Source organism: Mucilaginibacter sp. P4_C11 (genome assembly GCF_056402115.1).
Window position 1 is genome coordinate 50,547 of the sequence record NZ_JBFUIA010000027.1, and the last position, 23,481, is coordinate 74,027.

Annotated in this window: 13 protein-coding genes; 5 read left to right on the forward strand and 8 right to left on the reverse strand. The window is 42.0% G+C overall.

Going from position 1 to position 23,481, the window contains the following annotated elements; translation table 11 throughout:
- Window positions 1-63: 63 nt before the first annotated feature.
- The 5 genes from AC1DU2_RS22440 to AC1DU2_RS22460 form a co-directional block, all read right to left on the reverse strand.
- Window positions 64-1,080: a PorP/SprF family type IX secretion system membrane protein gene (locus tag AC1DU2_RS22440; RefSeq protein WP_477365716.1), complete on the reverse strand. Its 1,017-nt coding sequence runs from the start codon at window positions 1,078-1,080 to the stop codon at window positions 64-66.
- 300 nt (window positions 1,081-1,380) lie between these two features.
- Window positions 1,381-5,802: a beta-propeller fold lactonase family protein gene (locus AC1DU2_RS22445; RefSeq protein ID WP_477387009.1), complete on the reverse strand. Its 4,422-nt coding sequence runs from the start codon at window positions 5,800-5,802 to the stop codon at window positions 1,381-1,383.
- A 75-nt stretch (window positions 5,803-5,877) separates the two neighbouring features.
- Window positions 5,878-9,360: a PKD domain-containing protein gene (locus tag AC1DU2_RS22450; RefSeq protein WP_477387011.1), complete on the reverse strand. Its 3,483-nt coding sequence runs from the start codon at window positions 9,358-9,360 to the stop codon at window positions 5,878-5,880.
- 195 nt (window positions 9,361-9,555) lie between these two features.
- Window positions 9,556-10,005 carry a response regulator gene (locus AC1DU2_RS22455; protein ID WP_477365725.1) on the reverse strand — a complete coding sequence of 150 codons (450 nt, stop codon included), beginning with the start codon at window positions 10,003-10,005 and terminating at the stop codon, window positions 9,556-9,558.
- Between the two features lie 465 nt (window positions 10,006-10,470).
- On the reverse strand, window positions 10,471-11,175 hold the full coding sequence (locus AC1DU2_RS22460; protein WP_147059327.1) for an NUDIX hydrolase: 705 nt from the start codon (window positions 11,173-11,175) through the stop codon (window positions 10,471-10,473).
- 896 nt (window positions 11,176-12,071) lie between these two features.
- Here AC1DU2_RS22460 and AC1DU2_RS22465 point away from each other — a divergent pair.
- Window positions 12,072-14,027 carry a glycoside hydrolase family 97 protein gene (locus AC1DU2_RS22465; RefSeq protein WP_477387013.1) on the forward strand — a complete coding sequence of 652 codons (1,956 nt, stop codon included), beginning with the start codon at window positions 12,072-12,074 and terminating at the stop codon, window positions 14,025-14,027.
- Between the two features lie 82 nt (window positions 14,028-14,109).
- Here the strand turns inward: AC1DU2_RS22465 and AC1DU2_RS22470 are convergent, their stop codons facing one another.
- Window positions 14,110-15,294 carry a tetratricopeptide repeat protein gene (locus AC1DU2_RS22470; RefSeq protein WP_477387015.1) on the reverse strand — a complete coding sequence of 395 codons (1,185 nt, stop codon included), beginning with the start codon at window positions 15,292-15,294 and terminating at the stop codon, window positions 14,110-14,112.
- 339 nt (window positions 15,295-15,633) lie between these two features.
- On the opposite strand from AC1DU2_RS22470, the gene AC1DU2_RS22475 reads away from it, so the two are divergent.
- The gene (locus AC1DU2_RS22475; RefSeq protein WP_477387017.1) at window positions 15,634-16,365 is read left to right on the forward strand and encodes an ATP-grasp domain-containing protein; all 732 of its coding nucleotides are present in this window, start codon (window positions 15,634-15,636) and stop codon (window positions 16,363-16,365) included.
- Between the two features lie 83 nt (window positions 16,366-16,448).
- Here the strand turns inward: AC1DU2_RS22475 and AC1DU2_RS22480 are convergent, their stop codons facing one another.
- Together AC1DU2_RS22480 and AC1DU2_RS22485 are read right to left on the reverse strand one after the other, a co-directional pair.
- Window positions 16,449-18,227, reverse strand: a complete 1,779-nt coding sequence (locus tag AC1DU2_RS22480) for an ABC transporter ATP-binding protein (RefSeq protein ID WP_477387019.1) — start codon at window positions 18,225-18,227, stop codon at window positions 16,449-16,451.
- A gap of 124 nt (window positions 18,228-18,351) precedes the next feature.
- Window positions 18,352-20,100, reverse strand: coding sequence for an ABC transporter ATP-binding protein (locus AC1DU2_RS22485; protein WP_477387021.1), 1,749 nt, complete (start codon window positions 20,098-20,100; stop codon window positions 18,352-18,354).
- 308 nt (window positions 20,101-20,408) lie between these two features.
- Here AC1DU2_RS22485 and AC1DU2_RS22490 point away from each other — a divergent pair, with 308 nt between their 5' ends.
- The 3 genes from AC1DU2_RS22490 (at window position 20,409) to AC1DU2_RS22500 (ending at window position 23,174) form a co-directional block, all read left to right on the forward strand.
- Window positions 20,409-21,044 carry a MarR family winged helix-turn-helix transcriptional regulator gene (locus tag AC1DU2_RS22490; protein WP_477387023.1) on the forward strand — a complete coding sequence of 212 codons (636 nt, stop codon included), beginning with the start codon at window positions 20,409-20,411 and terminating at the stop codon, window positions 21,042-21,044.
- A 140-nt stretch (window positions 21,045-21,184) separates the two neighbouring features.
- Window positions 21,185-21,778, forward strand: a complete 594-nt coding sequence (locus AC1DU2_RS22495) for a Crp/Fnr family transcriptional regulator (protein WP_477387026.1) — start codon at window positions 21,185-21,187, stop codon at window positions 21,776-21,778.
- Between the two features lie 67 nt (window positions 21,779-21,845).
- On the forward strand, window positions 21,846-23,174 hold the full coding sequence (locus AC1DU2_RS22500) for a cytochrome P450 (protein WP_477387028.1): 1,329 nt from the start codon (window positions 21,846-21,848) through the stop codon (window positions 23,172-23,174).
- The last annotated feature ends 307 nt before the right edge of the window (window positions 23,175-23,481 follow it).

Consider the following 23,481-nt stretch of genomic DNA (forward strand, 5'->3'; position numbering starts at 1 on the left):
TTCAATCGGGGAATTTTTATAACGGAGTCCAATCTGCACATTTGAAATCTGTCATCTGCACATCTAAAAGGTATGCTGTGGACAGGTAACTTTATAACGGTTATTAAGCAGGATTCCTATAACTATTTCGTGCGATCCATTACTCACGGTGTTTAGGGCCGAGGTGGTAAAATCATAAGAGTAACCTACATTTATAAATGAGCTAAGGTTGAAACCAACCATGGCCGCAAAAGAATCGCTGCGGCGGTATGAGCCGCCTAACCAAAACTTGTCCTGGAACGATACTTTCATGTTTACATCAAAGGTAGTAGGCACCGGTTGTATCACCTTAACCAATACCGACGGGATAAGTGTAACATCATCAGACAAAAATAGCTTGGTGCCCGCCGTAAAGAAGTAATGAGGTACTGTTTTATTTAGCGATGAAGATCCGGTTACATACAAGCTTTGCGGCAATATTTGCTGCACCGATACACCAAAAAAGTAATCAGAAGCATAAGCCCAAACTCCAAAACCCAAATCGGGTTTCCACTGATTAGTGTTAAGGTTGGCCAGGATGGGATCAGAATCATCTACCCCACCAAAATGAAGTGCCGCGCGATCGAGCACGTTGTGGCTTACCCCCGCCGATACACCAACCGCCAGGTTTAACCTGTCGGTAAGCCCTAAATGATAAGCATACGTAGCATCGATAGTTGTTTGGCTTATGGGGCCTGTTTTATCGGATACCAAGGTTAAGCCAATACCGTGGTGGGGTTCTGCAGCCTGGTACTGCTGCGTATACAGCCTGCTTGAAGGATTAAGCCCGCCGCTTGCCGGGAAGGCCGTAGCATCGCCCTGTACAAACCTATCCCCAATGGGCGCGTTGATGCTTAAATAACCGGTTGTGGGCGCACCTTCAAGGCCAGTCCATTGGCTGCGGTAGCCTGCTTTAACATCAGTATAATTCTCAATCCCGGTTAGGGCCGGGTTTAGCAGGTAATTATTAAAAATATATTGCGTGTATTGGGGCTTTTGCTGCGCATAAACAAATTGTGCACCGGCAATAAAAAAAACAATCGCGTATAAAATTCTCTTCATTAATTTAACTTATAATGGTTACAGGTCCCAACGTAACCTGACGTTCTTTCTAGGGTTTTATTATATAATAATAAATTCCGGAAGGTAGTTTATTTCTTTTATACCTACCATTCCACGGGACATTGTAACTGATTGACGAATATAATCTTTCTCGGTATCTTATTGTATAAAGCACCGATATAATTTGATAAAATATCGACATATAAACTTTATCTGTTATAATTTGTATCCCAATTCGGGCTCGCCAGCACCATTAACCGGGAGTTTCAAGGCAAAACGTTTCCATATTTACACACTGTTTTATCTAACAATAATTACATAGCCCGACATTGGGCTGCTTCCGTTTTTAAGATTGATAACATAGTAATAAGTTCCGGATGAAACTATAATACCATTATATTTCCCGTCCCAGGGAACAGTATAACCAACTGACGAAAAAAGCTTTGCACCATAACGGTTGAATATATTAACCGTACAGCCCGGAAAAGCATCCAGGTTTTTAATTTGCCAAATGTCATTGCTACCATCACCATTTGGCGAAAATGCATTCGGTATAACAATATCAAGTTTAACAGGCTCTACAGTCAACACACCATCAATATAAGTAAAATCGTAATTACCAGACTGAGCTCCGCCCGCCTTTATGACATATTGCCCAACAGGCGACAATACATTAGCTGATGTTGTTACAGAAGGCAATACCGTCAGCTGCGAAATACCATCAAAATTCCTGAAACCGATATAAGTTATATCTAAATCGGGATTTGGCTCGCCGTATTTTCTGTTTTTACTATTGGCAATAACGGTTAAATTTGCTTTATTCACCATAATATCGGCATGGGCATAGTCAATTTTATAGTTAGTGGCTTTAAACGTTCCGCCAACTGCATAATCCAGTGATACCGAACCGCTGTATACGCCCACATTATCTGTTGCGGCCGCACCGGATGCATAAGTTACAGACACGCTTCCTATAGTTTCGGAATTTTGCAAGCCAACCCATGTAAATGAAGTAAAACCGGTGCCACCACTCAAGGCATCGCCGTAGGTTTTGTTTACGTTATTTGCAGTAATAATTAAGGGCGCCCTATTCACCGTATTGCTAACCATCGGTACATTTACATCTAATGCACCCTGGCTGGTTAGCACAATATTGCCGGGATAACTGCCTGCATTTGTAACGGAGGCAAGCCTAAAGTATATAATTGTTGATGTAGACAAACCGCTTGTCCCTATAGTGACAGTTTTTGTGAAAGTAATATTATCTGTGCTCACCTCTAAACCCACAGGTGGCGTAACCAAAATACCCAACGACAAATTGGCACCCGAAACCGTGAAGCTGGTTGTTGCCGACGGGGTGCCATAAGTAGTAACCAAGGGTTGTAGTGTTCCGGTTGCCGAAATGACAGGAACAGCGTCGACCACGATATCACCTGGCAAGTAGGTAATTATATAATTGCTGGCTTTAAAAGTTCCGCCAACAGCTAAAAATGCCTTTACTGAGCCTATGTAGGTGTTAATGGCATCGCCGGCTGCGGCACCCTGCCCGTAGTCAATACTTACACTGCCTATTGTTTCTGAGTTTTGCAAACCTGTTTGAGTAAATGCAGTTGAACCTGTAACGCCTGTAAGTGTATTTCCATATACCTTATGTACGGTATTAGCTGTTATAGTTACTGTTGCCGGCTTCACTGTTCCGGTGGCAGCCACGACAACATTGCCAGCACCTTTGCTGGTTAATACAATATCGCCTACGTAACTACCCACATCTGTTTTTGACGCCAGGCGCACATAAATAATTGTTTGGGCAACAGTTCCCTGGCCCCCTATTGTTAGCACGGGGCTAAAGTTAACATCATCTAAACTAACCTCAAAACCTTCCGGTGGCGTAACAAGGATGCTGGTAGTTAAATCCGAGCCTGACACGGCAAAACTGGGCGGCGCTGCAGAAGGGCTACCATAAGTGGATGTGATTGCCACTAAAGTACCTGTGGCAACAATGGTTGGCGCGGCTGTCGGCTTTACGGTTATGGTAAAAGTTATGGGCTCGCCATCACAAGGCGAACCAGCTGTTACAAAGTTACCTACAGAACTTGGGCCTTGGCCGGCAGGGACATCAGCAACAACTTTCTCTGTCTGGGTATCAATAACCTTCACCGAATTATTGTAAATATTGGATACATAAACCCTGCTGCCATCAGGGCTGATGGCTAATCCCTCGGTTGCCGAGCCAATAGCGATTTTATTTAACGTGGTAAAGTTGCCAGTATCAAAAACGTATACCAGCGAGTTTGTTGGCGGGTTATTGTTTGCATACAGGCGGGTACCGTCAGGGCTTATTGCCAGCCCCAATACAATTGATTCGGTAGCAATGGTGCCTATCACATCGTCTGTTAAAGTATTAACAACTGAAATTGAATTCCCGCTGCTATTTGCAACGTATAACCTGCCACCATCCGGACTTAAAACGGTATTTGATGGACCATTGCCAACAGGGATATCTTTTATAAACGCGTTGTTGGCTGCATTGAGCACTGTTATTTTATTAGCCAGATCGTCAGCTACATATATTTTACTACCATCCTTGCTTACCGTAATTCCAATTGGATAATTACCAACTTTAACCGTAGCAACAACCTCATTTGTGGCGGCATCAATTACCGACAGGCTGTTATCATTACTATTGGATACGTATACCTTACTGCCATCCGGGCTTACGGTTACACCGTTAGGACTTTTTCCTACCGTAATGGTTGCTAATACGGAATGAGAAGCAACATCGATAACAGTAATGCTATTTGAACTAAAGTTTGTTACATATACCCTTGTTCCCTTTGGATTTGCCGATACACCAATAGGATTTGCACCTGCAGTTAGCGTATACATCACTTTATTAGTAGCCGTATTGATCATGGATACGGTTCCGCCGTTAAAATTGGCCATAAAAACAAAACCCGCAAGTAAGGGCGTTACCTTAATTTTTGCTGTTATAGGAGTTTTGCCTGTATTAACTGCGGTAAACGCACCAATGTCGCCCGTTCCCGTTGCAGGCAGCCCAATCGCAGGGTTATCGTTACTCCATAAAAAAGCGTTCCCATTTCCGCTAAAGTTAACCGCATCAGTGGTTTGGCCGTTTGATTTTACCTGATCCGGCACTTTATCAACGGTTGGCAGCGGGTTAATAGTGGCGGTTAAGGGTACCATTTCTTTTACAGATCCTGATGTCAGAATCACATCTCCGGATATATTACCAACCGCTGCGGCGGCGCTACTTCTGATATAAATTACCTCTTCTGCAACACTTCCGTTATCAGGGGTTATTAACAACGTTGTCCCATAACCCGTATTTGGCGAAAGCGAAAATTCAAAACCAGCCGGGGCTACGGCAACAATATCTTCGGCCAGATTACTGGCCGACAACTTAAATTGTAACAAAGCCGGGGTTTGCGAAACAGTTCCGGCACACGAGGAAATGTTGCCGGTTACAGCGCTTGCAAAAATTGAAGGTTGCAGCCCGGCTGGGTTTACGTTTATATAATAGCGAAGTGGCTTATCAGTGCAATTCAGTCCATTTTTTATAAAATGCCCCTGCCCGTTTGGCGATGCACCTACCGCAACCGTTGCAATTACCTTATTGGTAAAGGTATTGATAACACTAACGTTGTTGGAACCTTGATTGGAAATATATAATCTGCTACCGCCCGAACTAATAGATATCCCGACAGGCATATCGCCAACATTGATACTGCTCACAATTTTATTTGAGGCCGTACTGATAACAGAAACTGTACCCGCTACAAAGTTAGTAGTGTACAGCCATTGCCCATCCAAACTTATGGTTATATCCGCAGAAGTTTGGCCGGTGACCGACGTATCAATTACCTGATTGACGGATGTATTAATAATAGATATAGAACCTGAATCTTGATTGGTTACATACAACCGACTACCATCAGGATTTAATACCAGGGCCGATGGGCTTGTGCCAACCGCTATATTTGTAATAAGCGTGTTTGTAGCTGTACTTACAACAGAAATGTTATTGTCGTTAAGATTGGCGGTATATATAAACCTGCCATCAGGACTCATTGTAATACCAAATGGCGATGCGTTTAATGCTATTTTTTGAATGATGCTGTTATCGGAAGTATTTACTAACAGTAAATTATTTGTGCCGGTGCAGGCTACGTACAATTTACTACCATCCAGGCTAGTTACTGTTCCTAATGTTATTCCGCCGGTGGCGATTGTTGTTGTGACCTTATTTGTTGTAGTATTAATAACACTTATACTTTGTGCAGTTTCGTTTGATACATATGCCGTTTTTCCATCCGGGCTCACGGTAACCCATACGGGATCTTTGTCGACACTTATTGCCGAAACCGTTTTATTGCTTGTCAGATCCACAACAGAGACGGTTCCATCGCCCATATTAGGTATGTAAGCAAAACCTGTAGGCTGCGCCACCGCCGTAATGGTTGCTTTAACACCCACCTTGCCGGTGTTGATAGCTGTAAAGGCCTGAATATTGCCGGTACCGTTTTGCAATAAACCAATAGAAGTATTATCGTTTTCCCAATCAAAAACACAACCCGCACCCGGGAAATTAATAACCTGCGTACTTGAACCACTTGTAACAGTTTGTGTAATTTGGGCCGAAACGCGGCAAGCAAAACAACAGAGAAATAGGAAAAGGTTTATTAAGGTAAAAATTTTATTCATGCAGGTCAGGCTCACTGTACCTGTATAATTTACAGGCTCATTTCGACCCTATAAATATAAAGCATTCTTAAACATCTACCTAATTATGGTTACACTTCCTGACACCACGTTACGGCCGTTCTTCGGATTGATAATATAATAATAAGTGCCCGGCGACAGGTAATTCCCTTTGTATCTGCCATCCCAGGGAACAGGGTAGCCAATTGATGAAAATACTTTTTGACCGTACCGGTTATACACTTCGACCGTATTGTTAGGATATTCATCTAAATATTTCACATCCCAAACATCATTTCTGCCATCGCCATTAGGCGTAAATGCATTGGGTATCACCAGGTATTTTAAAACCTTCACCATAACATCAGCCGAGCTCGAACAGCCATCTGCTGATGTTACAGTTAACCGGTAACTGGTATTTTCTGTAGGGCTCGCAACCGGATTTAATACATCATCATGATCTAAGCCTGTAGCAGGATACCATTTATAACTCAGGTTATGGCCCGTCGCCGATGTATTCAAGGTAACTGTAGCACCTTCAAGCACAGTTGGTGCCCCGGCTGAGCTTACTGTTGGTGATGGGTATACCATAATTTGTTGTTTCACAGTATCAGGACAGCTATTGGGAGTAGTATAAATATAGCTTACCTCAGCAGTGCCTGTACCGGCAACAGCCGGATCAAATAAGCCAGCCCTACTTACGCCCTTACCTGAATACCCCCCACTACCCTGCTGCCCTACTATACTTAAAGGCGCAAGCTGTACGGGTGTGGCTTCGGGACAAATTGACGGCACCTGCATCAAAGTAATAAGGTGGGTAGCTTTTACAACTAAAGGAAATTCCTGAATATTGGCACAAACGCCACCCGAGTAGGCTGCTACATGCACATTAAAAGTACGGTCGCCATCGGTAAATATGGGATAAGTGTAGCGCAGTTGCTGCCCATAAGTTGGATGTTCATACACCTGTAACGAGGAAGCATCTCCCATATCAAAAGTCACCTCCAGCCGGGTTATGTTACCAAAGTTAACCGAAGACCGGTTTTCAAAGAAAACTTCTTTATTACTACATACCGCTGATGGATCTTTTAACACCACGTTTGCTTTAGGAATATCGCCGTTAACTACAAAGGTTTTGGTTTTGGTATAGCTACAGCCATATTTTGAAGTTACTGTTAAAGTCACCTGGTAGTCATCACGCGCCTGGGTATAATGATGCCTGGGATTTTTTTCAGCAGATATATTATTGGCAGCGGTGGCGTTAATGTCGCCAAAATTCCAATGGTAAATAAAATCGGCCTCCGTGTGGTCGGCAATAATGCTACTGTCTTTAAATTGAACATAATCAGCAACGCACGCGTCGGGCAAAATAAAATCAACCACAGGAAGTGGGGTTATCACTACTGTTTTTTGTTTAACCGGGCCTGCACATCCGTTGGCGTTCAATACGGTTAACTTTACATTGTAAGTGCCCCCAATCGGGTAAACGTGTGTAAAAGGAGACTTATCTGTTTTTATTACAACTGCCGTACTGTCTCCAAAATCCCATATCCATTTTGAAATTGTACCATCGCCGGCAACAGACTGATCGGTAAAAGTTATATCCTGTGCAGGACATCCGGATGCAGCTACCTCAAAGTTTGCCACAGGCAAATTACTGATATTCACCGTAGCAGCATCCGATATATCGGCACAGCCATTTTCGTTGGTAATGGTAACCCTTACTGTGTAATTGCCAGCCTTTGTATACAAATGCGACGGGTTTTGTACTACATCGGTGCGCCCATCGCCAAAATCCCACAACCAGGTTTTAATTTCGCGGCCGTTAGTTGCCGATGTATCCCTAAAAAATGTGGTATCGCCCAAACATACTCCCGAAAAGTTGAACTTTGAAACAGGCGGGTCCGAGATGTTGAAGTCGAGCTCGACATCTTCGTCCGAACCACATTCATCGGCAACCGGGTTAAATACAGTTGCCAATATAGAGTAATCGCCGGCTTTATAAACCTGGTCGGCTGCATACTCATATAAATATAATGTTTGCCCGCCCTTTACCGACGTTGATTTTACAACCGGGTTGCTATCATTATAAGTAATACCATTTTTAAAATCCCATTTGATGTGCGTTGTTTTGTAAGGAAGGGTTAATTGTATTTTGTAGGTTACGCCAGAGCAGCCATTTAACGTAGCAGTATTGGTTTTGGGGTCATCCAGCGCTATAAACTGGGTTAAATTTTTCAAGTTGGTGCCCGCGGCGTAACCGTATGATTCGGCGTTGCCGAAGCCATACGCAATGGCGTTAAAACCATCGGATGCGCTAATGTGGTGAACGCCATTATAAACATATATCTGGGCATATGAATAAGCTGGATTATTGCTAACCGGAGTAAATTCAGTATACGGCTTACCGTCAAGCGCAAAGGTGGGTACGGCGGCTGTTTTAATAATTACATTAATATAGTTATTGGCAATCCTGAAATTACCGGTTGAATTTAAGGTGACATGATCAAGCGTTTGTTCAAGCGGATTAAGATAAATCATTTCAGGATCGCCTATATCCTGCGCGGTATCAATACAGTTAATTGTTTTAAATTGAGTTACGGCATACTGCACAACCTGTACAGGTTTATCGGCTTTAATAACATTGGGGCTGGTTGAATTAAACTCGTAATAACGTCCGTTTACAAAATCCGACGGTGAAAGGTTAGTACCATTCAGGTTTACCGTTGTGTTATCATCGCTTTTAACGATCCTGAAAACATCATAATAGCGGCTTTTTAGGGGCGCAGTGATATAATTTTTGCCCCAGGCTGCCGTTGGATAAACCTGTTGAAAAAGATTATCAGATGTATTGTTTTTGGTTATACAACCGATAAGTATTTTTGAACTGCCCGAAAAAACAGCCACTTTTTTACATGTGCCTGCTTGTGTGCTTATAGTACGGATGCGCGTACCTGTTAAATCATTATTTGCCAGTCCCTGGTACACCTGGCCTTTGTTTAAAATTACAGTAAAAGGCTTACCCGGAAGTTCGCCATTAAGCAGGTAGGTGGTTGGTGTTATTTCTACCGTAGTATTATCTTCGGTACCGATAACTGCAAATGTGGAATAAGACGGCCTTTTTTCGCTGCTGAGCGAATTGGATTGCTGGGTGTAACTAATAGAAAGATAATCTTTACCCAGCACATTTACAGGCAGTAAAAGTGTGGCGCCCGAAACGCTTTGAGCGAAAATATGGGCATAAACGGCAACCGGTTTTTGGGCTGTAATGTGAATACCTTTTAAACTTAATCCCTGTTGATCGATAAATGCGCTTGCGGGTATTGCAACAGTAAGTATCTGCCGTGCAACAACATCATAGCTTTGCGAAAAAGTACCATCGGCAATGGCAACCGTTACCCTGGTATTTACATCGGCGGTAATGTAAAGATCCATTTTACTTACAGTACCATTAGGATCGCTTGTTGTAGGTGGATCAATATGATCCATATAAACCGTCCAAAATTCGGTACCCTGGTTTGAAAAACCATTTTGCGCGTTTGCACCTGAATTAAAACACAATAAAAAAAGAGAAACAGATGCGAGATATGAGATTCGAGATTTGAGACTATTAAGTACTGTTAAACATAAACAATCGCACAAATTAGCTTTGCAAATCGTTTTCATGTCAATATTAGCTTTGAAATGTAAGATTTGAAATACTAAACATGTACAGATAATTAATATGTAGTGTGATGCCCGTTAAACCTACCTAAATTATCCCCCGGTTTTATGAAGCGATTCCAGTTCGAGGTTTGCTATTTGCAATTTATAGGTTAGCTCCTTATTTTCCCGTCGTAGCTCATATATTTCTATAGCATTTTGAATATAAATTTTTAGTTCGTCGTTTTGCCAGGGTTTTACCAGGTATTTGTAAACCTGCCCGCGGTTAATTGCATCCATTACCGCATTAACATCCGAAAAACCTGTTAAAAGTATGCGAATAGTATCGGGATACAAAGGTAAAATTGACTCTAAAAATTCGATACCCGTTGTAACGGGCATACGCTGATCGGTAATTATAACGCCTATTTCATAAGTTTGCAGCACCTGGAACCCCTCGGCTGCCGATTGTGCTGTATAAATATTAAAACTTCGCCTAAACGCCGCCTTAAAACTATTTAAATTATTTATCTCATCATCAACATACAACACTCCAACGGGCATGGCAAAAACTTAGGTAATAAATTGGTTCAATAATCGGTATGAAAAGTAAATTTATATAAAGTTTTAATCTTTGCGCGTTTTTTAACAAAAATTGCGGAGAAACGAGAAAAACCGGACCTATATTGCCTGGTATGGATGGTCAAAATTTATAAAAAACAATTCCCACAAATTAAGGCGAATTCCGCAAATCGGGGTTTGCAAAACCGCTTTTATTTGTGGGTAAACCATACAAATTTATAAGCATCTTTTTATATTTTCAAAACCGCAGTTTATTCATGCACAAACGGGTAAAACAGGGCAATTAAACTCAACTTTTCAATCATAAATATGCTATTTATTGAAACAAAAAGTGCATTTATTTACACAAAAACAACATGAGGATATTTTGCGCAAAAAATCAAAAAAAACAGTCTGAAAAACCCGGTATCTCGAACTTTGAAACTGCCAGGCCGGATACTCAAATCCTTAAAAAAACTTCTCGGGGTTTGGTACAAGGTTTAAAAATGACTCGAAATTTTGTTCGTAGTGCGATTGATCGAGCTTATAATAAAACGCTCCTTTTTTTGAGGATAGCTTATCCTTTTCGGGTTGCTTAACCAACAAGCCGGTTGATAACAGTTTACGGCTGAAATTCCTATCGTCGAATTTAGTTTGATAAACCCCTTCGTACAGCGCCTGCAATTGCGGGATGGTAAATTTTTCGGGCAAAAGCTGAAACAGTATCGGGTGAAGCGCTGCTTTATAGCGCAGCTGCCTTAGTGCCAACCTAACCATTTGGGCATGGTCAAATATCAAATCGGGCATTTCATCCAGTAAAAACCATTCCGGGTGATATTCTTCACTCAATTGTTTTTCGTACTGGTGAATATCTATCAACGCAAAATAAGCTATAGAAAGCGTACGTTCAACCGGGTCACGGTCGGGGCTGCCAAATACGCGGAACTGCTCCATGTACACATTTTTAAGCCCGGTACGCAGCTCTAAAACACGGTTAGCGGCATCGTCCGGCGATTCTGAGGGCTGAATAAAGCCACCCATCAAGCTCCATTTATGTTTTTCGGGCTCAAGGCCACGCTGAACCAGCAATAATTTGATATTCCAGCCGTCAAATCCAAAAATGATACAATCGGTAGCCACTAAAATGCGTTTCTGGCCGCTATACTTCTGCATAATTTAGTTAGAGTTTATTTGCAAGTGTAAAAATAATTATGCAATTATTTAGTGTTAATCCGACAACTATTTTGTAAGCCGGTATTATCGGGTGTATATCCCTGTAATACCGGGCTTACCCCGATTGCCTGAATTTTTAAACCATCACCGGTGATGCACTTTTCAAGTACCCCTCAAGCACCTTTGCAATCAATTTAGGAATGCCTACACAACATCTTATCCACAACTTCAACATCCGTTAATTTTATACTAATTTATTATATATCAATAAATTAGTATAAAAAAACAACCTAAAAAATATTTTCTGTAATCAAACAAGGGGCATTTATCGTCATGGATAAACGCCCCTTGTTTTGTTATGTACAAATTTACTAAAACGATGAAGTTGTGCAATTTAAGGCACATGGTTATCGCAGGTAATACGGCAAAAGGATAAATTATCCTATTCCCATTTTTGTTAAATCGTACATATTTATTGTCGGCGTATACATTTCGGTATCGAAGCGCACCATGAAAGTTTTACAGAGGCTTGTTATTAAAACCGAGCGGGACATCATCCTATAGCACCTGGAGGTTTATTTAAAACTCAAACTATCAGCAAATTACTATTCAGAAGCTATTTTTATTGCCAGCTGTACCAGCTTCAAAAAAGCGGCCCATGAGCCCCGCTATCCCCGGCACCAGGGCGATTAACCGGCATTGCGCAGCCACTGGCAGGGTTTTATATTCGCGACATAAGATTAACTTTGGTTATTGATAAAAAATGGCCGGTAATGTGTCGTTATCATTGCCTGCCTTAAGTTATCAGTGCACCATTAGCACTACCAATGCTTACATCAATATACCAATAATACCATCATTTATAAATAAACCCAATTACACCATTATCCTGTTTTATGAAAAAATATCTATGTTGCCTTATCTTGTTATCTGTCGCTACGGGCAGGCTATTTGCCCAGGGCAAACCTATTGATCTGACATCGCCAAATGGCGAGCTTAAGGTAACCATAACTACCGGCGACAAAATTTATTACTCCGTATATGGCAACGGTAAAGAACTGCTAACCAAAAGCCACCTGGGGCTTAATCTTAATGATGTTACCTTAGGCCAAAACCCCAAACTTCTGAACTCAAAGCGTATACACGGCGAAGAAACCATCAAACCATACATCTCCCTCAAATTTTCGACCGCTAAAAGCGTTTATAACGCTGTTCTGTTAAACTTTAAAGGAAACTACTCTGTAGAGTTCCGTGCTTTTGATGATGGGATAGCCTACCGCTTTGCCACCACAAAAAAGGGCGATATAACGGTAATGAGCGAGGATTTTGGTATAAACTTCCCTGAAGATTACGCGTTAACCCTGCAGCAGCCGGGTGGCTTTAAAACCTCCTATGAAGATGCTTATACGCACGTTTCATCGGCTGCATGGAAAGAGGCCGACAAAATGTCGACTCTGCCGGTGTTGATAGATACCAAACAAAACTATAAAATACTGGTCAGCGAAGCCGACCTTTCCGATTATCCGGGTATGTTTTTAAAAGGTACAGGCAGCAACGGCGCCGAAGCTACCTTTCCGAAGGTTCCGCTGGAATTTGGCCCCGACGGCGACCGGAGCCAGAAGATCTTAAAATCGGCAGATTATATTGCCAAAACATCCGGCACCCGTAATTTTCCGTGGCGGTATTTTGTAATAACTAAAAACGATAAGCAACTGTTAGAAAATACCATGACGTTAAGGCTATCGTCAAAAAGTGTTATTGGTGACGCAACGTGGATTAAACCGGGCCAGGCCAGTTGGGAATGGTGGAACGATGCCACCCCTTACGGTCCCGATGTAAACTTTGTTTCGGGCTATAACCTGGATACCTACAAATACTATATCGACTTTGCTTCCAAATACGGCGTTAAATACATTGTGATGGACGAAGGATGGGCCAAAAGCACAACCGACCCGTACACGCCTAATCCTAAAGTAGACCTGAAAGAACTAATTCGTTATGGCAAGGAAAAAAATGTGGGCATCATTTTATGGCTCACCTGGCTTACAGTACATAATAATATGGATTTGTTTAAAACCTTTCATGAGTGGGGCGTTAAAGGCGTTAAGATTGATTTTATGGACCGCAGCGACCAATGGATGGTAAAGTACTATGAAGATGTAGTTAAAGAAGCGGCCAGGAACCAGGTTTTTGTCGATTTTCATGGTGCCTTTAAACCTGCGGGGCTCGAATATAAATATCCAAACCTCATATCGTACGAAGGCGTACGCGGCCTTGAACAAATGGGTGGCTGCTCGCCCGATAACAGCACCTACCTGCCATTTATACGTAATGCCGTAGGCCCTATGGATTTTACACCGGGGGCCATGATAAACATGCAGCCCAACGTTTACAGCGCACAACGCCCCAATGCAGCTGCCATAGGCACCAGGGTTAACCAACTGGCCATGTATGTGGTATTTGAAAGCGGCATACAAATGCTGTGCGATAACCCATCGCTTTACTACCGCAACGCCGATTGTACCGAATTTATAACCAGCGTGCCCACCACCTGGGACGAAACCCGGGCATTAATTGCAGATGCCGGCCAGGTTGCAGTGGTAGCCAAACGCAAAGGCGAAAAATGGTTTATCGGCGGCATAACCAATGGCAAAGAAAAAACCAGGGAACTGGAACTGAATTTCGATTTTTTGGATAAAGACAAAACCTATACCATAACATGGTTTGAGGATGGCATAAACGCCGGTAGCCAGGCTATGGATTACCGCCGTAAAACCAAACAGGTAAAAGCCGGCGATAAAATGACCATCACCATGGTACGTAATGGTGGTTTCGCGGCTGAGTTAAAATGAGTTTCTTTTTAGTAGCCCATTGTTGAAAAATTGGATGACCCGGATGAACTATCATCCGGGTTATTTTGCGTTTCAGCAACGTTTAATCAGGATCCTGAGGGCTTAGGCTGTGCAACAATTTTTCCACTTCATCACCATAGTTTTCGGTGTAGCCAAATTTCAGGGCAAGTATAAAGTTTTGTTTTGCTTCAATTTTGTGTCCTTGCTCCATCAAAACAATACCTCGGTTCTTGTACGCGTAAGAATTTCCCTTATCCAGCTCAAGCGATTTATTAATCATGCCAAGCCCTTGCTCCTTCTCTCCCAGCCTGAACTTCGAGAAACCTAAGTTATTCCAGGCATAGGCAATTGAAGGATCTGCCTGTATAACCTGCTCAAATAAAGGCACCGATTCTGCATAACGCTCCTGCAATTGCAGGTTAAAGCCTTTGTTATTTAAAAACGATACGTTATCCGGCTGTACCTGCAAAAGAGCGGCTAACATCTCGCCGCACTCCCCGTACCTTCCCATCATACCATACAGAAGTGATAATGAAAGTCGTAAATCGGTATCATCGGGCTTAAGCTCTGCCAATTCAGTCATTAGCGACAATGCTAAATCGAAATCACGCAGCTTTTGGCTGGCGAAAGCCATTAACACCTTGAAGTGCATATAATTGGGCAAAAGACTTAAACCTATCAGGCATATTTTTAAAACATCATCAAATTGCCCATAAAAATAAAAGTTAAGGGCATTTCGATACAAAGCGTCAACCCGCTTCTTTTTCGATGCTTTTGACAAAAAAAAGAGTTCTGCTTTGCTATATGGTTTTTCCCGAACAGCTTGTACAGGAGATGGAAACCGTTTTACCGGTTTTTTAAATTCGGCTCCCGTAATATCTTCAATTAATATCCCAGCCTGGCAAAAAGCCTTGCTTACCTCATTATCATAACTTAAAATAGCCAGCAGCAGGTGTATGGTATTGGTTGGGGCAAAATCATCAATGCCCGATATTTGGAAAGCATCCTTTACAACACGTTCGGCCTCTACCGTTAAAGGCATTGAATGTCGCAGTGTTTGCTTGCCGGTTGCAGGATACAACGCTTTTATTTTTGTTTCCCAATAATCCAAATCACAATGCCCTAAGTATTTTGTAGCCTTGCATTTATTTTGCAACATGGCTACAAAAAGGTGGTCGTAATTGATAAAGCCATGATGCCAGGCGATAGCCAATTTGCGCGATTCGGCCGTAACTATCTCAAAGTCACTTTTAATTTTACCTGCCATTGTATCCCAAAATCATTTGCATAAATATAACAACCTTATGGAGAATGCTACGGCGAAATATCTTTTGCTCCCGCGAATTTAGCGCGCCGCAACTGATCGTATTCATAACTTACCTTCCAGCTTAAATTAGGTATACGACCGGTTGGTATTTACGACCTATATATAGTAACTTGGCCATATCAATCTCGGCCGTCAAGCTTTCGGCCCGGTAGATATCATCTTTTAGCAGAGGCGTTAAAAACTGTAATAGAGACCACTACTAATAGTACACCGGTTGTAAAAACGAGCAATGATCTCCATCACAAATACTACCACCTTAATCTACATCCCCAGAATTCAGTGAAACTATATACAGAAAAAATCAGCAGAGGAAAAGTAAGCAATATCACTGTGGTAACGGGAATTGAAGCTTTTTATCACATGGGGTTTGAAATCATCGAAGTAGAGCACTTTGACGATCTTGCCGTATCCCCGCACAACATCTTCTTTGGCAGCATAAGCTTCGTGCAAACTGCCTTGAATAAATTAGACTTTGAAATCCCTGAACATATTGACTACCCTGGTTGCCTTTCGAAATTTTATGGAAGGAAAATAACCGAATCTACAATAGATAAGATTGCAAATAATCCCGAATTGTGGAATGTATTTGTGAAACCCAGGCATAAACTTAAAAAATTCACGGGCAGGCATATTAAAACTACTTATGATTTAATCGGATGCGGTGATATAGAGGGCGATGTACCAATATGGGTTTCTGAACCTGTTGAGTTTATAAGCGAATGGAGGGTCTTTGTAAGATACAAGGAAATACTCGGTGTAAAACTGTACAAGGGAGACTGGAGAAACCAGTATGATTATAAAATTATAGAAGAAGCAGTTAATTCATATAAGAATGCACCCGCCGGTTACGCTATTGATTTCGGTTTAACAGCAGATGGAAGATTTTTGATTGTAGAGGTTAACGACGGATACGCTATTGGAAGCTATGGTCTCTTTTATATCGATTATGCAAAACTTATTTTTGCACGATGGGCAGAAATGACACAGCAGGAAGACCAATGTAACTTTTAAAACTTTCGCTCAATGTGTTTCGCTACCTACAATGAAACAAGCTCCTGTCTTGATTCTTGACTCTTGATTCTTAACTCTACTACCTAACTCACCCTCTTCCCATGCAGCAGCATATCAATCGCTTCATTTAAGCCACCTGCACGTATCACCTCGCCGGAGTTTACAAAGAAAATCTCGTCGGCATTTTCAATAGTGTTCAGGCGGTGGGCTATGATTACGCGGGTGGTGGTTTCGGGCAGTTTGTTCAGGATATCGCTCAGTAGTTTTTCGGTAATGGTATCAATGTTGGCGGTGGCTTCGTCCAAAATCAATATCTGCGGATTACGCAGTACGGCCCGCATAAACGCTATCAGTTGTTTTTGGCCAAGGCTAATGCTATCGCTGCTTGAAAGTACAGGAGTTTCCAGCCCGTTCTCAAAAATAGCCAGCAGGCCACCCAGGTTGGCATCAGTAATCACTTTCTCTAACTGTTCGTTGGTATGCTCCTTGTACATATCATTACTGTACAGGATGTTATCCTTTACAGTGCCGCTAAATAAAAACGGTTCCTGTAAAATAAATCCTATTTTAAGGCTGCGTTCTTCAGCGGTATAGGTACGGATGTCTTTACCATCCAGCAGTACCAATCCTTTTGATGGATCATACAGGCGGGCTATTAATGATGCCGTAGTGGTTTTACCGCCACCTGTTGGGCCAACCAGTGCGTAGGTTTTACCCCGCTCCAGCTTAAAGTTAATGTTATGCAATATCTCTTTGCTTTCATCGTAACTGAAATGCACGTTCCTGAACTCGAGTAATGCTGCATTAGGCTCGGTTATGCCAACCGCTATTTGCGGCAGGTCACTCTCCAGAGATAATATCTGCGAGATCCTGTCCCAGGCAGCCATGGCTGTCTGGAAGTTTGACCATAAAGCGGCAAGTTGCCTCAGTGGGTTATAGAACAAGGTGGTGTATGACAAATAAGCGATAAGAGCGCCTGGGGTAAACAATGATTGACTACCATACAGTTTATGAGTAATAAGGTAAATACCAAATGTAAGCACTATCAATTGGGCTATACTGGCAAACAAGCCATAAACCGGCACAAAAACGTTGTTAGCCAATCCCGCGCCGATGGCCTTTTCATAATTTTCACCGTTGGCGATAGCAAATCGCTTCCTGAAATAATCTCGGCGGTTAAAAGCGATAATCACCTTAAAGTTATTTAAACTTTCCTGGATCTCGCCGCTTAAGCCGCCGGTACTTTTTAAGTTGGCAGCGTTTTTAGCTTTAACCCATGGCGATAGTACAACAGTAAGTAACAGGATCACTAAAACGGGTGCTAATGCTGCCGCACCCAATTCAATGTGGATGACAAGCAAAAATATTCCCGCCCCTACCATGGTAGATATATTACCGATAAACTGCATCAGCGATTGCGAAAAAAACTGGTTCAGTTTATCTGTATCATTATTTACGCGGGATATAAGGTCTCCCGCCTTGTTTTGATTAAAAAAACCGACCGGCAATTGCTGCAGTTTGTTAAATATCGCGTTACGCAACGTAAACAGCATGCGCTGCCCCACGCCCCCCATCAGCGTAGTTTGCTTATAGCTGGTAAACAAGGCCGCGGTGTACATACAAAGTAATAAAATGGCGTTGTGTATAACGCCATCAAAATTTTTATGAAGCACATAATTATCGATGGTATGGCCGATAATGAAGGGGCCCAGAAGGTTCAGCGTGGAGTTGACCAGGATGGCTATTAACGCTATAATGAGCGTTCGCTGCTCGTGCGATATCAGTTGGATCAGCTTCCGCAGGCCTGCCCAGGTTGATGTTTTTGGCGCAGTTTTACCAAGCTGGTTAAGATCGTAATTCATTTGTTGATAATATTTTTTGTGATACTTATTTAGAAGTTCTGAGTCTTAAGTCCGAAGTCTTAAGTCGTGACTCCAAGGAAGTTTTTTACTTCCGACTTAAGACTCAAGACTTTCAACTTAATACTCAGGACTTAACCGATTCGTAATTACTTGTACTTTGTTGCGAGTTAAATATCTGTACGTAATCGGTACTGGTTTTCATCAGGTCGTCATGTACACCGCTGGCTACAATTTCGCCTTCCGTCAATAAAATTATCTGGTCGTAATGTTCAACAGAGGCTATTTTTTGGGTAACTGATATCAACGTTAAACCCGGATAGTTTTGCTGAATATTTGCAAGGATCTTTTTCTCGGTGTTGCCGTCTACCCGGGCGGTAAAATCATCCAGTAACAAAACTTTAGGGTTAACCGCCAATGCACGGGCCAGCATGATACGTTGTTTTTGCCCGCCCGACAAACTGGAACCACGTTCGGAAACAATGGTATTCAAATGCTCGGGCAAACTGCCGATGAAGTCCTTCAACTCCGCGGTGTCGATAGCCTTTTGCAACGATTCATCGGTAACTGTATCGCTGAAAGCTATGTTTTCGCGGATGCTCATATTAAATATAATGCTGTCCTGGAAAACAAAGCCTACCTGCCGGTGAAAGGATTCACTGTCATAAGCCGCTATGCTTTTATCATCATATAAAACCTCGCCGCTTGTTGCATTGATAAGCCCGGTTAGCAGGTAAAGCAATTGGGTTTTACCTGCGGATGTTGGCCCTATAATGGCAATTTTTGACCCAGCGGTAACTTTTAACGATATTTCCTTAAGCGCCAGTTTTTGTCCATAAACGACTGATACATCCTTCAACTCCACATTGCCGCGAAGTGCATCTTTTAAATCGCCCCCTTCGGCAACATCCGGTGCATCCAAAACAACGCTGATACGGGTATATGATGCACTGGCCTGTGCTATCAGGTTGCTCATAAAACCAAGCACAAATATGGGGAATATCAATAGCGATAAATAACTGTTGAACGCCGCGAAACTACCAAGGCTCATGGTGCTGTTTATTACAAAATGCCCGCCCATTACTAAAATGGTTAACCCGGCCATGTTGGCGGTAAAGGTTACTATAGGAATTAACCCGGCAAAAAAAGTCAGGATTTTTAAACCGTAGTTTTTGGCTTCGGTGTTAGCTGCCCAAAATTTATTAAACTCCAGCTGTTGCGAGTTAATAACTCTGATAAGTGCCGCCCCTAAAATACTTTCGTTGATAACTTTGTTAAGCGTATCTATTACCCCGCGGCTTTTCATGAATAGCGCCCGCACATTTTTCAAAACGTAAGCAAACGTACCACCTATAATGGGAATAATAACAATAACAGCCAGCGCCAAACGCCAGTTAATAGTGAGCAGCATTACGCTACAGCCAACAATGGTTATAATCGACGTAACTATTGATACCAGCGCCTGCGATACAAATAACTTTATAGAATCAATATCGGCCGTAAGATTAGTTAACAGTTTTGATGGATTGGCCTGCTCGATAAAGGCATGGCTTTGGCGCGATATTTTATCTGCCAGCTTTTCGCGCAAGTCCTTCGCTACCAGTTCTGACGAGTAAGTTTGTATCACACTCTGGATAGAGCTGAAAATAAACACCAGTATTGCCGCCAGTGAAAACTTTTTAATCACATCGTTAACTACAAACTGGTGATGGGTGTAGGCATCAATACCATTGGCAATTATTTTGGGCAGCCAAAGGTTAATTGCCGTAGCCGCTACAGAAAACACTAATAATAGCGTAACCCAACCCAGGTATGGCTTCAACAGGCTGAATACGCCGGGTGTTTTTTGATTTGGTTTGGTTTTATTGGGTTGCATATGCAAGTTATATTAGATGCCGTAAAAATATATTACAAATAAACGCTACTTTATTGGACGATTGATAATCAAAAACATTTTAACACGATTTAAGGATTTATCGGAATTTACAGGATTTTGAAAAAAATTGAATAGCTCCAAACTAAACTCTTTTTATTTCTTCGCTAAATTAAAGAAATGTAAACCTTTCTTAATGCCTCAATTCAACTACTACCAATCCGAAATAACTTTTCAAATATATTACCATTTAGGAATAAATAAAACTTTTTAGAAATATTTTTTTATTTTTATGCCGAAATAGGAACATCATGAAGCCCGTAGTCGAATTAATTAAAGCTTGGTCGGAATTTGAGGAGGTAAGTGCGGACCATACCGTTGAAACATTTTGCAGATACTACCTGCAAAAACAACGACCGCAGCCCAAACATCCGGGTAAAAAAGGCGAACGCATTATGAATGGTGCCTTCCTGTTAAAGACCATCGGCCGCATCATGAGTGCCTATAGCCTTTATTTTCGTGCGGCGGTAAAACATATTGCGCTCCCCCCTGCCGAAAGCTTCTACTATCTTAATGGCCTTAATCATTTAGGCGAGGTACGAAAAAGTGACCTGATCAACTACATGTTTGCCGAAACCACCACCGGTATGGAGGTGATTAACCGACTGATAACCGAAAAGAAAATTGACGAGCGTACATCGCCAGACGATAAACGTGCCAAACTCATTAAAATAACCGGAGAAGGACTGCGCGCGCTGGAGGAATATTACAAGATATCGGGCAAAGTTGTGGAAATGACTTTTAAAGGCGTAGATGATAACATTTTAATTGATTGCTTTGAAATGCTCCGCTTTTGCGAGCAACGCAACTCGGGCGTAGCCATCGAGCTGAAGAACAAGCCGTTTGACCAGATGTATGAGCAGGTGATGGCCGATAAACAAGTGTAATAAAAACATCGCTTTGCCAAAAGGTAGTTGGTTGAGCACATGTTCTATTCCCCTATAGGTGACGGGAAGATTATTCAACCGCTTTTAAATAAAATTATTCTATTGATGTCAATTTAAATAGCGTCAGCGTATCTTTGGCTATGCTTAGCCAGGAAGATATTCAATTTTATATTTCTATTTTAAAGGGAGTAAATATTATTGATATATACAGGCTTTTTAAAACAGCAAAAACAAAAAAAATACGGGCGGGAGAAATTTATATTCACGAAGGAACAGCCTCCACAAAGATGGGCCACATAAAAAAGGGCCTGATGAGGGCATACCAGTTAAAGCCCAATGGCGACGAAATAACAGTATTAATACGCTGGGAAAGCCAATTTGTTGGTTCGTATGATACCATCATGTGGCAAAAGCCTTCCCGTTTTATTTTCCAGGCCCTGGAAGATACCACGCTTACGGAAACGGATTATAACCTGGTGCAGGAAATGGCCGACCGAAACTCTTCGATAGGCGCCTACAGATCTATCTTCCAGGTAGATATGCTAAAGGAAGCAACAGATAGAATAGAATCTTTTGTGCTGCTGTCGCCTACAGAAAGATACCTTAAACTGATTCACGAAAAACCGGATATAGCTAACCGGGTGCCTGATAAATACCTGTCTACCTATTTAGGGGTTACGCCGGTTTCGCTTAGCCGTATTCGTAAAAGAATAGCTTACGGACAACAGCATTAATTAGCTTTTGTTAATTTTTTTAACGTGGCCCGCTTATAGGTTTGCAGTTGCATAAATGCAAAACACTATGAGCAATCAATATCATTTCCCTGCCGGCAATAACACGCTTCAAAGCTTAGCCGGATCATTCAAAGCAATAAAAGATCCGCTAAGCTATGTCTCCGGGGAAATAAAAAAGTTCGGGGGTACTTACTCCGGATTTATGCCTGGAAAAGGGCGGGTAATAGTTACCAGGGATAGCAGTTTTGTCAATTATGTCCTTCGGGAAAATCACACCAATTATCAAAAAGCCAGGCTGGATACAGATGTAGTTAACAAGCAATTAGGCACGAGCCTGCTTTTTGTAAACGGGGATGACTGGCGAAGACAAAGGCGGCTTATACAGCCTGCCTTTCACCATAACAGTATAAACCAACTGTATGAAACGGTGATGAATACCGTGAATACCTATATAGCCAATTTTCCGCAGGGGGCGCAGGTCGATGTATATCCGTTAATGCGTGAGCTCTCCTTTTCGGTGTTGCTCAATTCGTTATTTAATATCGATATGTCCCGTGAGATGACCGATGAATTGTGCCGGGGCTTTATAGATCTGCAGGACTTTATGGCCAAAGATGTTCTTCAGCCTTTCAGAAGATTTTTATACCCCGTAACAGGGGCCGAGAAAAAGCTGATTAAGCAATGGGATGGTATCAGGGATATGCTAAGAGGTATTATCGCGCAGCGGCGGACAGATGAAACGGGACATAACGACTTGTTAGCAATGCTGCTAAATGCTCGGTATGAAGACACCGGACAAGGAATGTCTGAAGAACAACTCATCAGCGAGTTGCTTATCCTGCTTTTTGCAGGGCATGAAACAACTGGCAGCACACTTTCATGGCTATTATATCTTATTGCCTCAAACCCGCAGGTTTGTGAAAAATTAATAGACACGACAGGCGAAATAGATATGTTGGACAGCCCGCGCGATAGCTATATAAATGCCATAATTAATGAAGGTATGCGCCTGTATCCTTCAGTGTGGATAAACGAGCGGGTAGCTATAAAAGACGATCAGTTTGGCGGCTTTTCGTTCCCGGCAGGCACCAGCATTTTAACTTATATTTATGGGATGCACCGGTATGAAGGTTATTGGGAGAGCCCGCTGACATTTAATCCCGAACGGTTTTTAACCCCGGAAGGATTAATTGATAAGAACATCAGAAATTACCTGCCGTTCGGCGCAGGTCCAAGAATGTGTGTCGGCAATAATTTTGCGATGGCCGAAATGGCGTTTGTTCTTTATGCTATTTTTAAATCGTTTAATATTAGTACTACAGAGAAAATCCCGGCAGCATGGCCATTACTCACTTTACGTCCACGGGAGGTTATACTCAATATTAAGAAGATATGATGAAAAGACCACTCAGGTTAATACACTATCTTTAAAATATCAATCTAATCATGCAATGTAAGAGGCTATTAAACGTCTGCCAGTGTTGATTATAAGAACTTATAAGCAATTTAATACACAACGAAGTTGCGGATTGCATAATATTGACTAACAAAGAGTTGGAGGAAAAAAATACTGGATAAGTGCTGATTTACAACACTTATCCAGTATGGTGGAGCCGGAGGGAAGGGGTTAGAACCTAATCCTATTTCATTGCTCGAAAACGAAGATTTTTTGTTTTTACTTAAAGATTTTCTTAAAGTAATTG

Bases quoted from the DNA above. Each gene is read 5' to 3' on its own strand.
- AC1DU2_RS22440 (WP_477365716.1), bottom strand. From the start codon at position 1,080: ATGAAGAGAATTTTATACGCGATTGTTTTTTTTATTGCCGGTGCACAA.
- AC1DU2_RS22445 (WP_477387009.1), bottom strand. From the start codon at position 5,802: ATGAATAAAATTTTTACCTTAATAAACCTTTTCCTATTTCTCTGTTGT.
- AC1DU2_RS22455 (WP_477365725.1), bottom strand. From the start codon at position 10,005: ATGCCCGTTGGAGTGTTGTATGTTGATGATGAGATAAATAATTTAAAT.
- AC1DU2_RS22460 (WP_147059327.1), bottom strand. From the start codon at position 11,175: ATGCAGAAGTATAGCGGCCAGAAACGCATTTTAGTGGCTACCGATTGT.
- AC1DU2_RS22465 (WP_477387013.1), top strand. From the start codon at position 12,072: ATGAAAAAATATCTATGTTGCCTTATCTTGTTATCTGTCGCTACGGGC.
- AC1DU2_RS22470 (WP_477387015.1), bottom strand. From the start codon at position 15,294: ATGGCAGGTAAAATTAAAAGTGACTTTGAGATAGTTACGGCCGAATCG.
- AC1DU2_RS22480 (WP_477387019.1), bottom strand. From the start codon at position 18,227: ATGAATTACGATCTTAACCAGCTTGGTAAAACTGCGCCAAAAACATCA.
- AC1DU2_RS22485 (WP_477387021.1), bottom strand. From the start codon at position 20,100: ATGCAACCCAATAAAACCAAACCAAATCAAAAAACACCCGGCGTATTC.
- AC1DU2_RS22490 (WP_477387023.1), top strand. From the start codon at position 20,409: ATGAAGCCCGTAGTCGAATTAATTAAAGCTTGGTCGGAATTTGAGGAG.
- AC1DU2_RS22495 (WP_477387026.1), top strand. From the start codon at position 21,185: ATGCTTAGCCAGGAAGATATTCAATTTTATATTTCTATTTTAAAGGGA.
- AC1DU2_RS22500 (WP_477387028.1), top strand. From the start codon at position 21,846: ATGAGCAATCAATATCATTTCCCTGCCGGCAATAACACGCTTCAAAGC.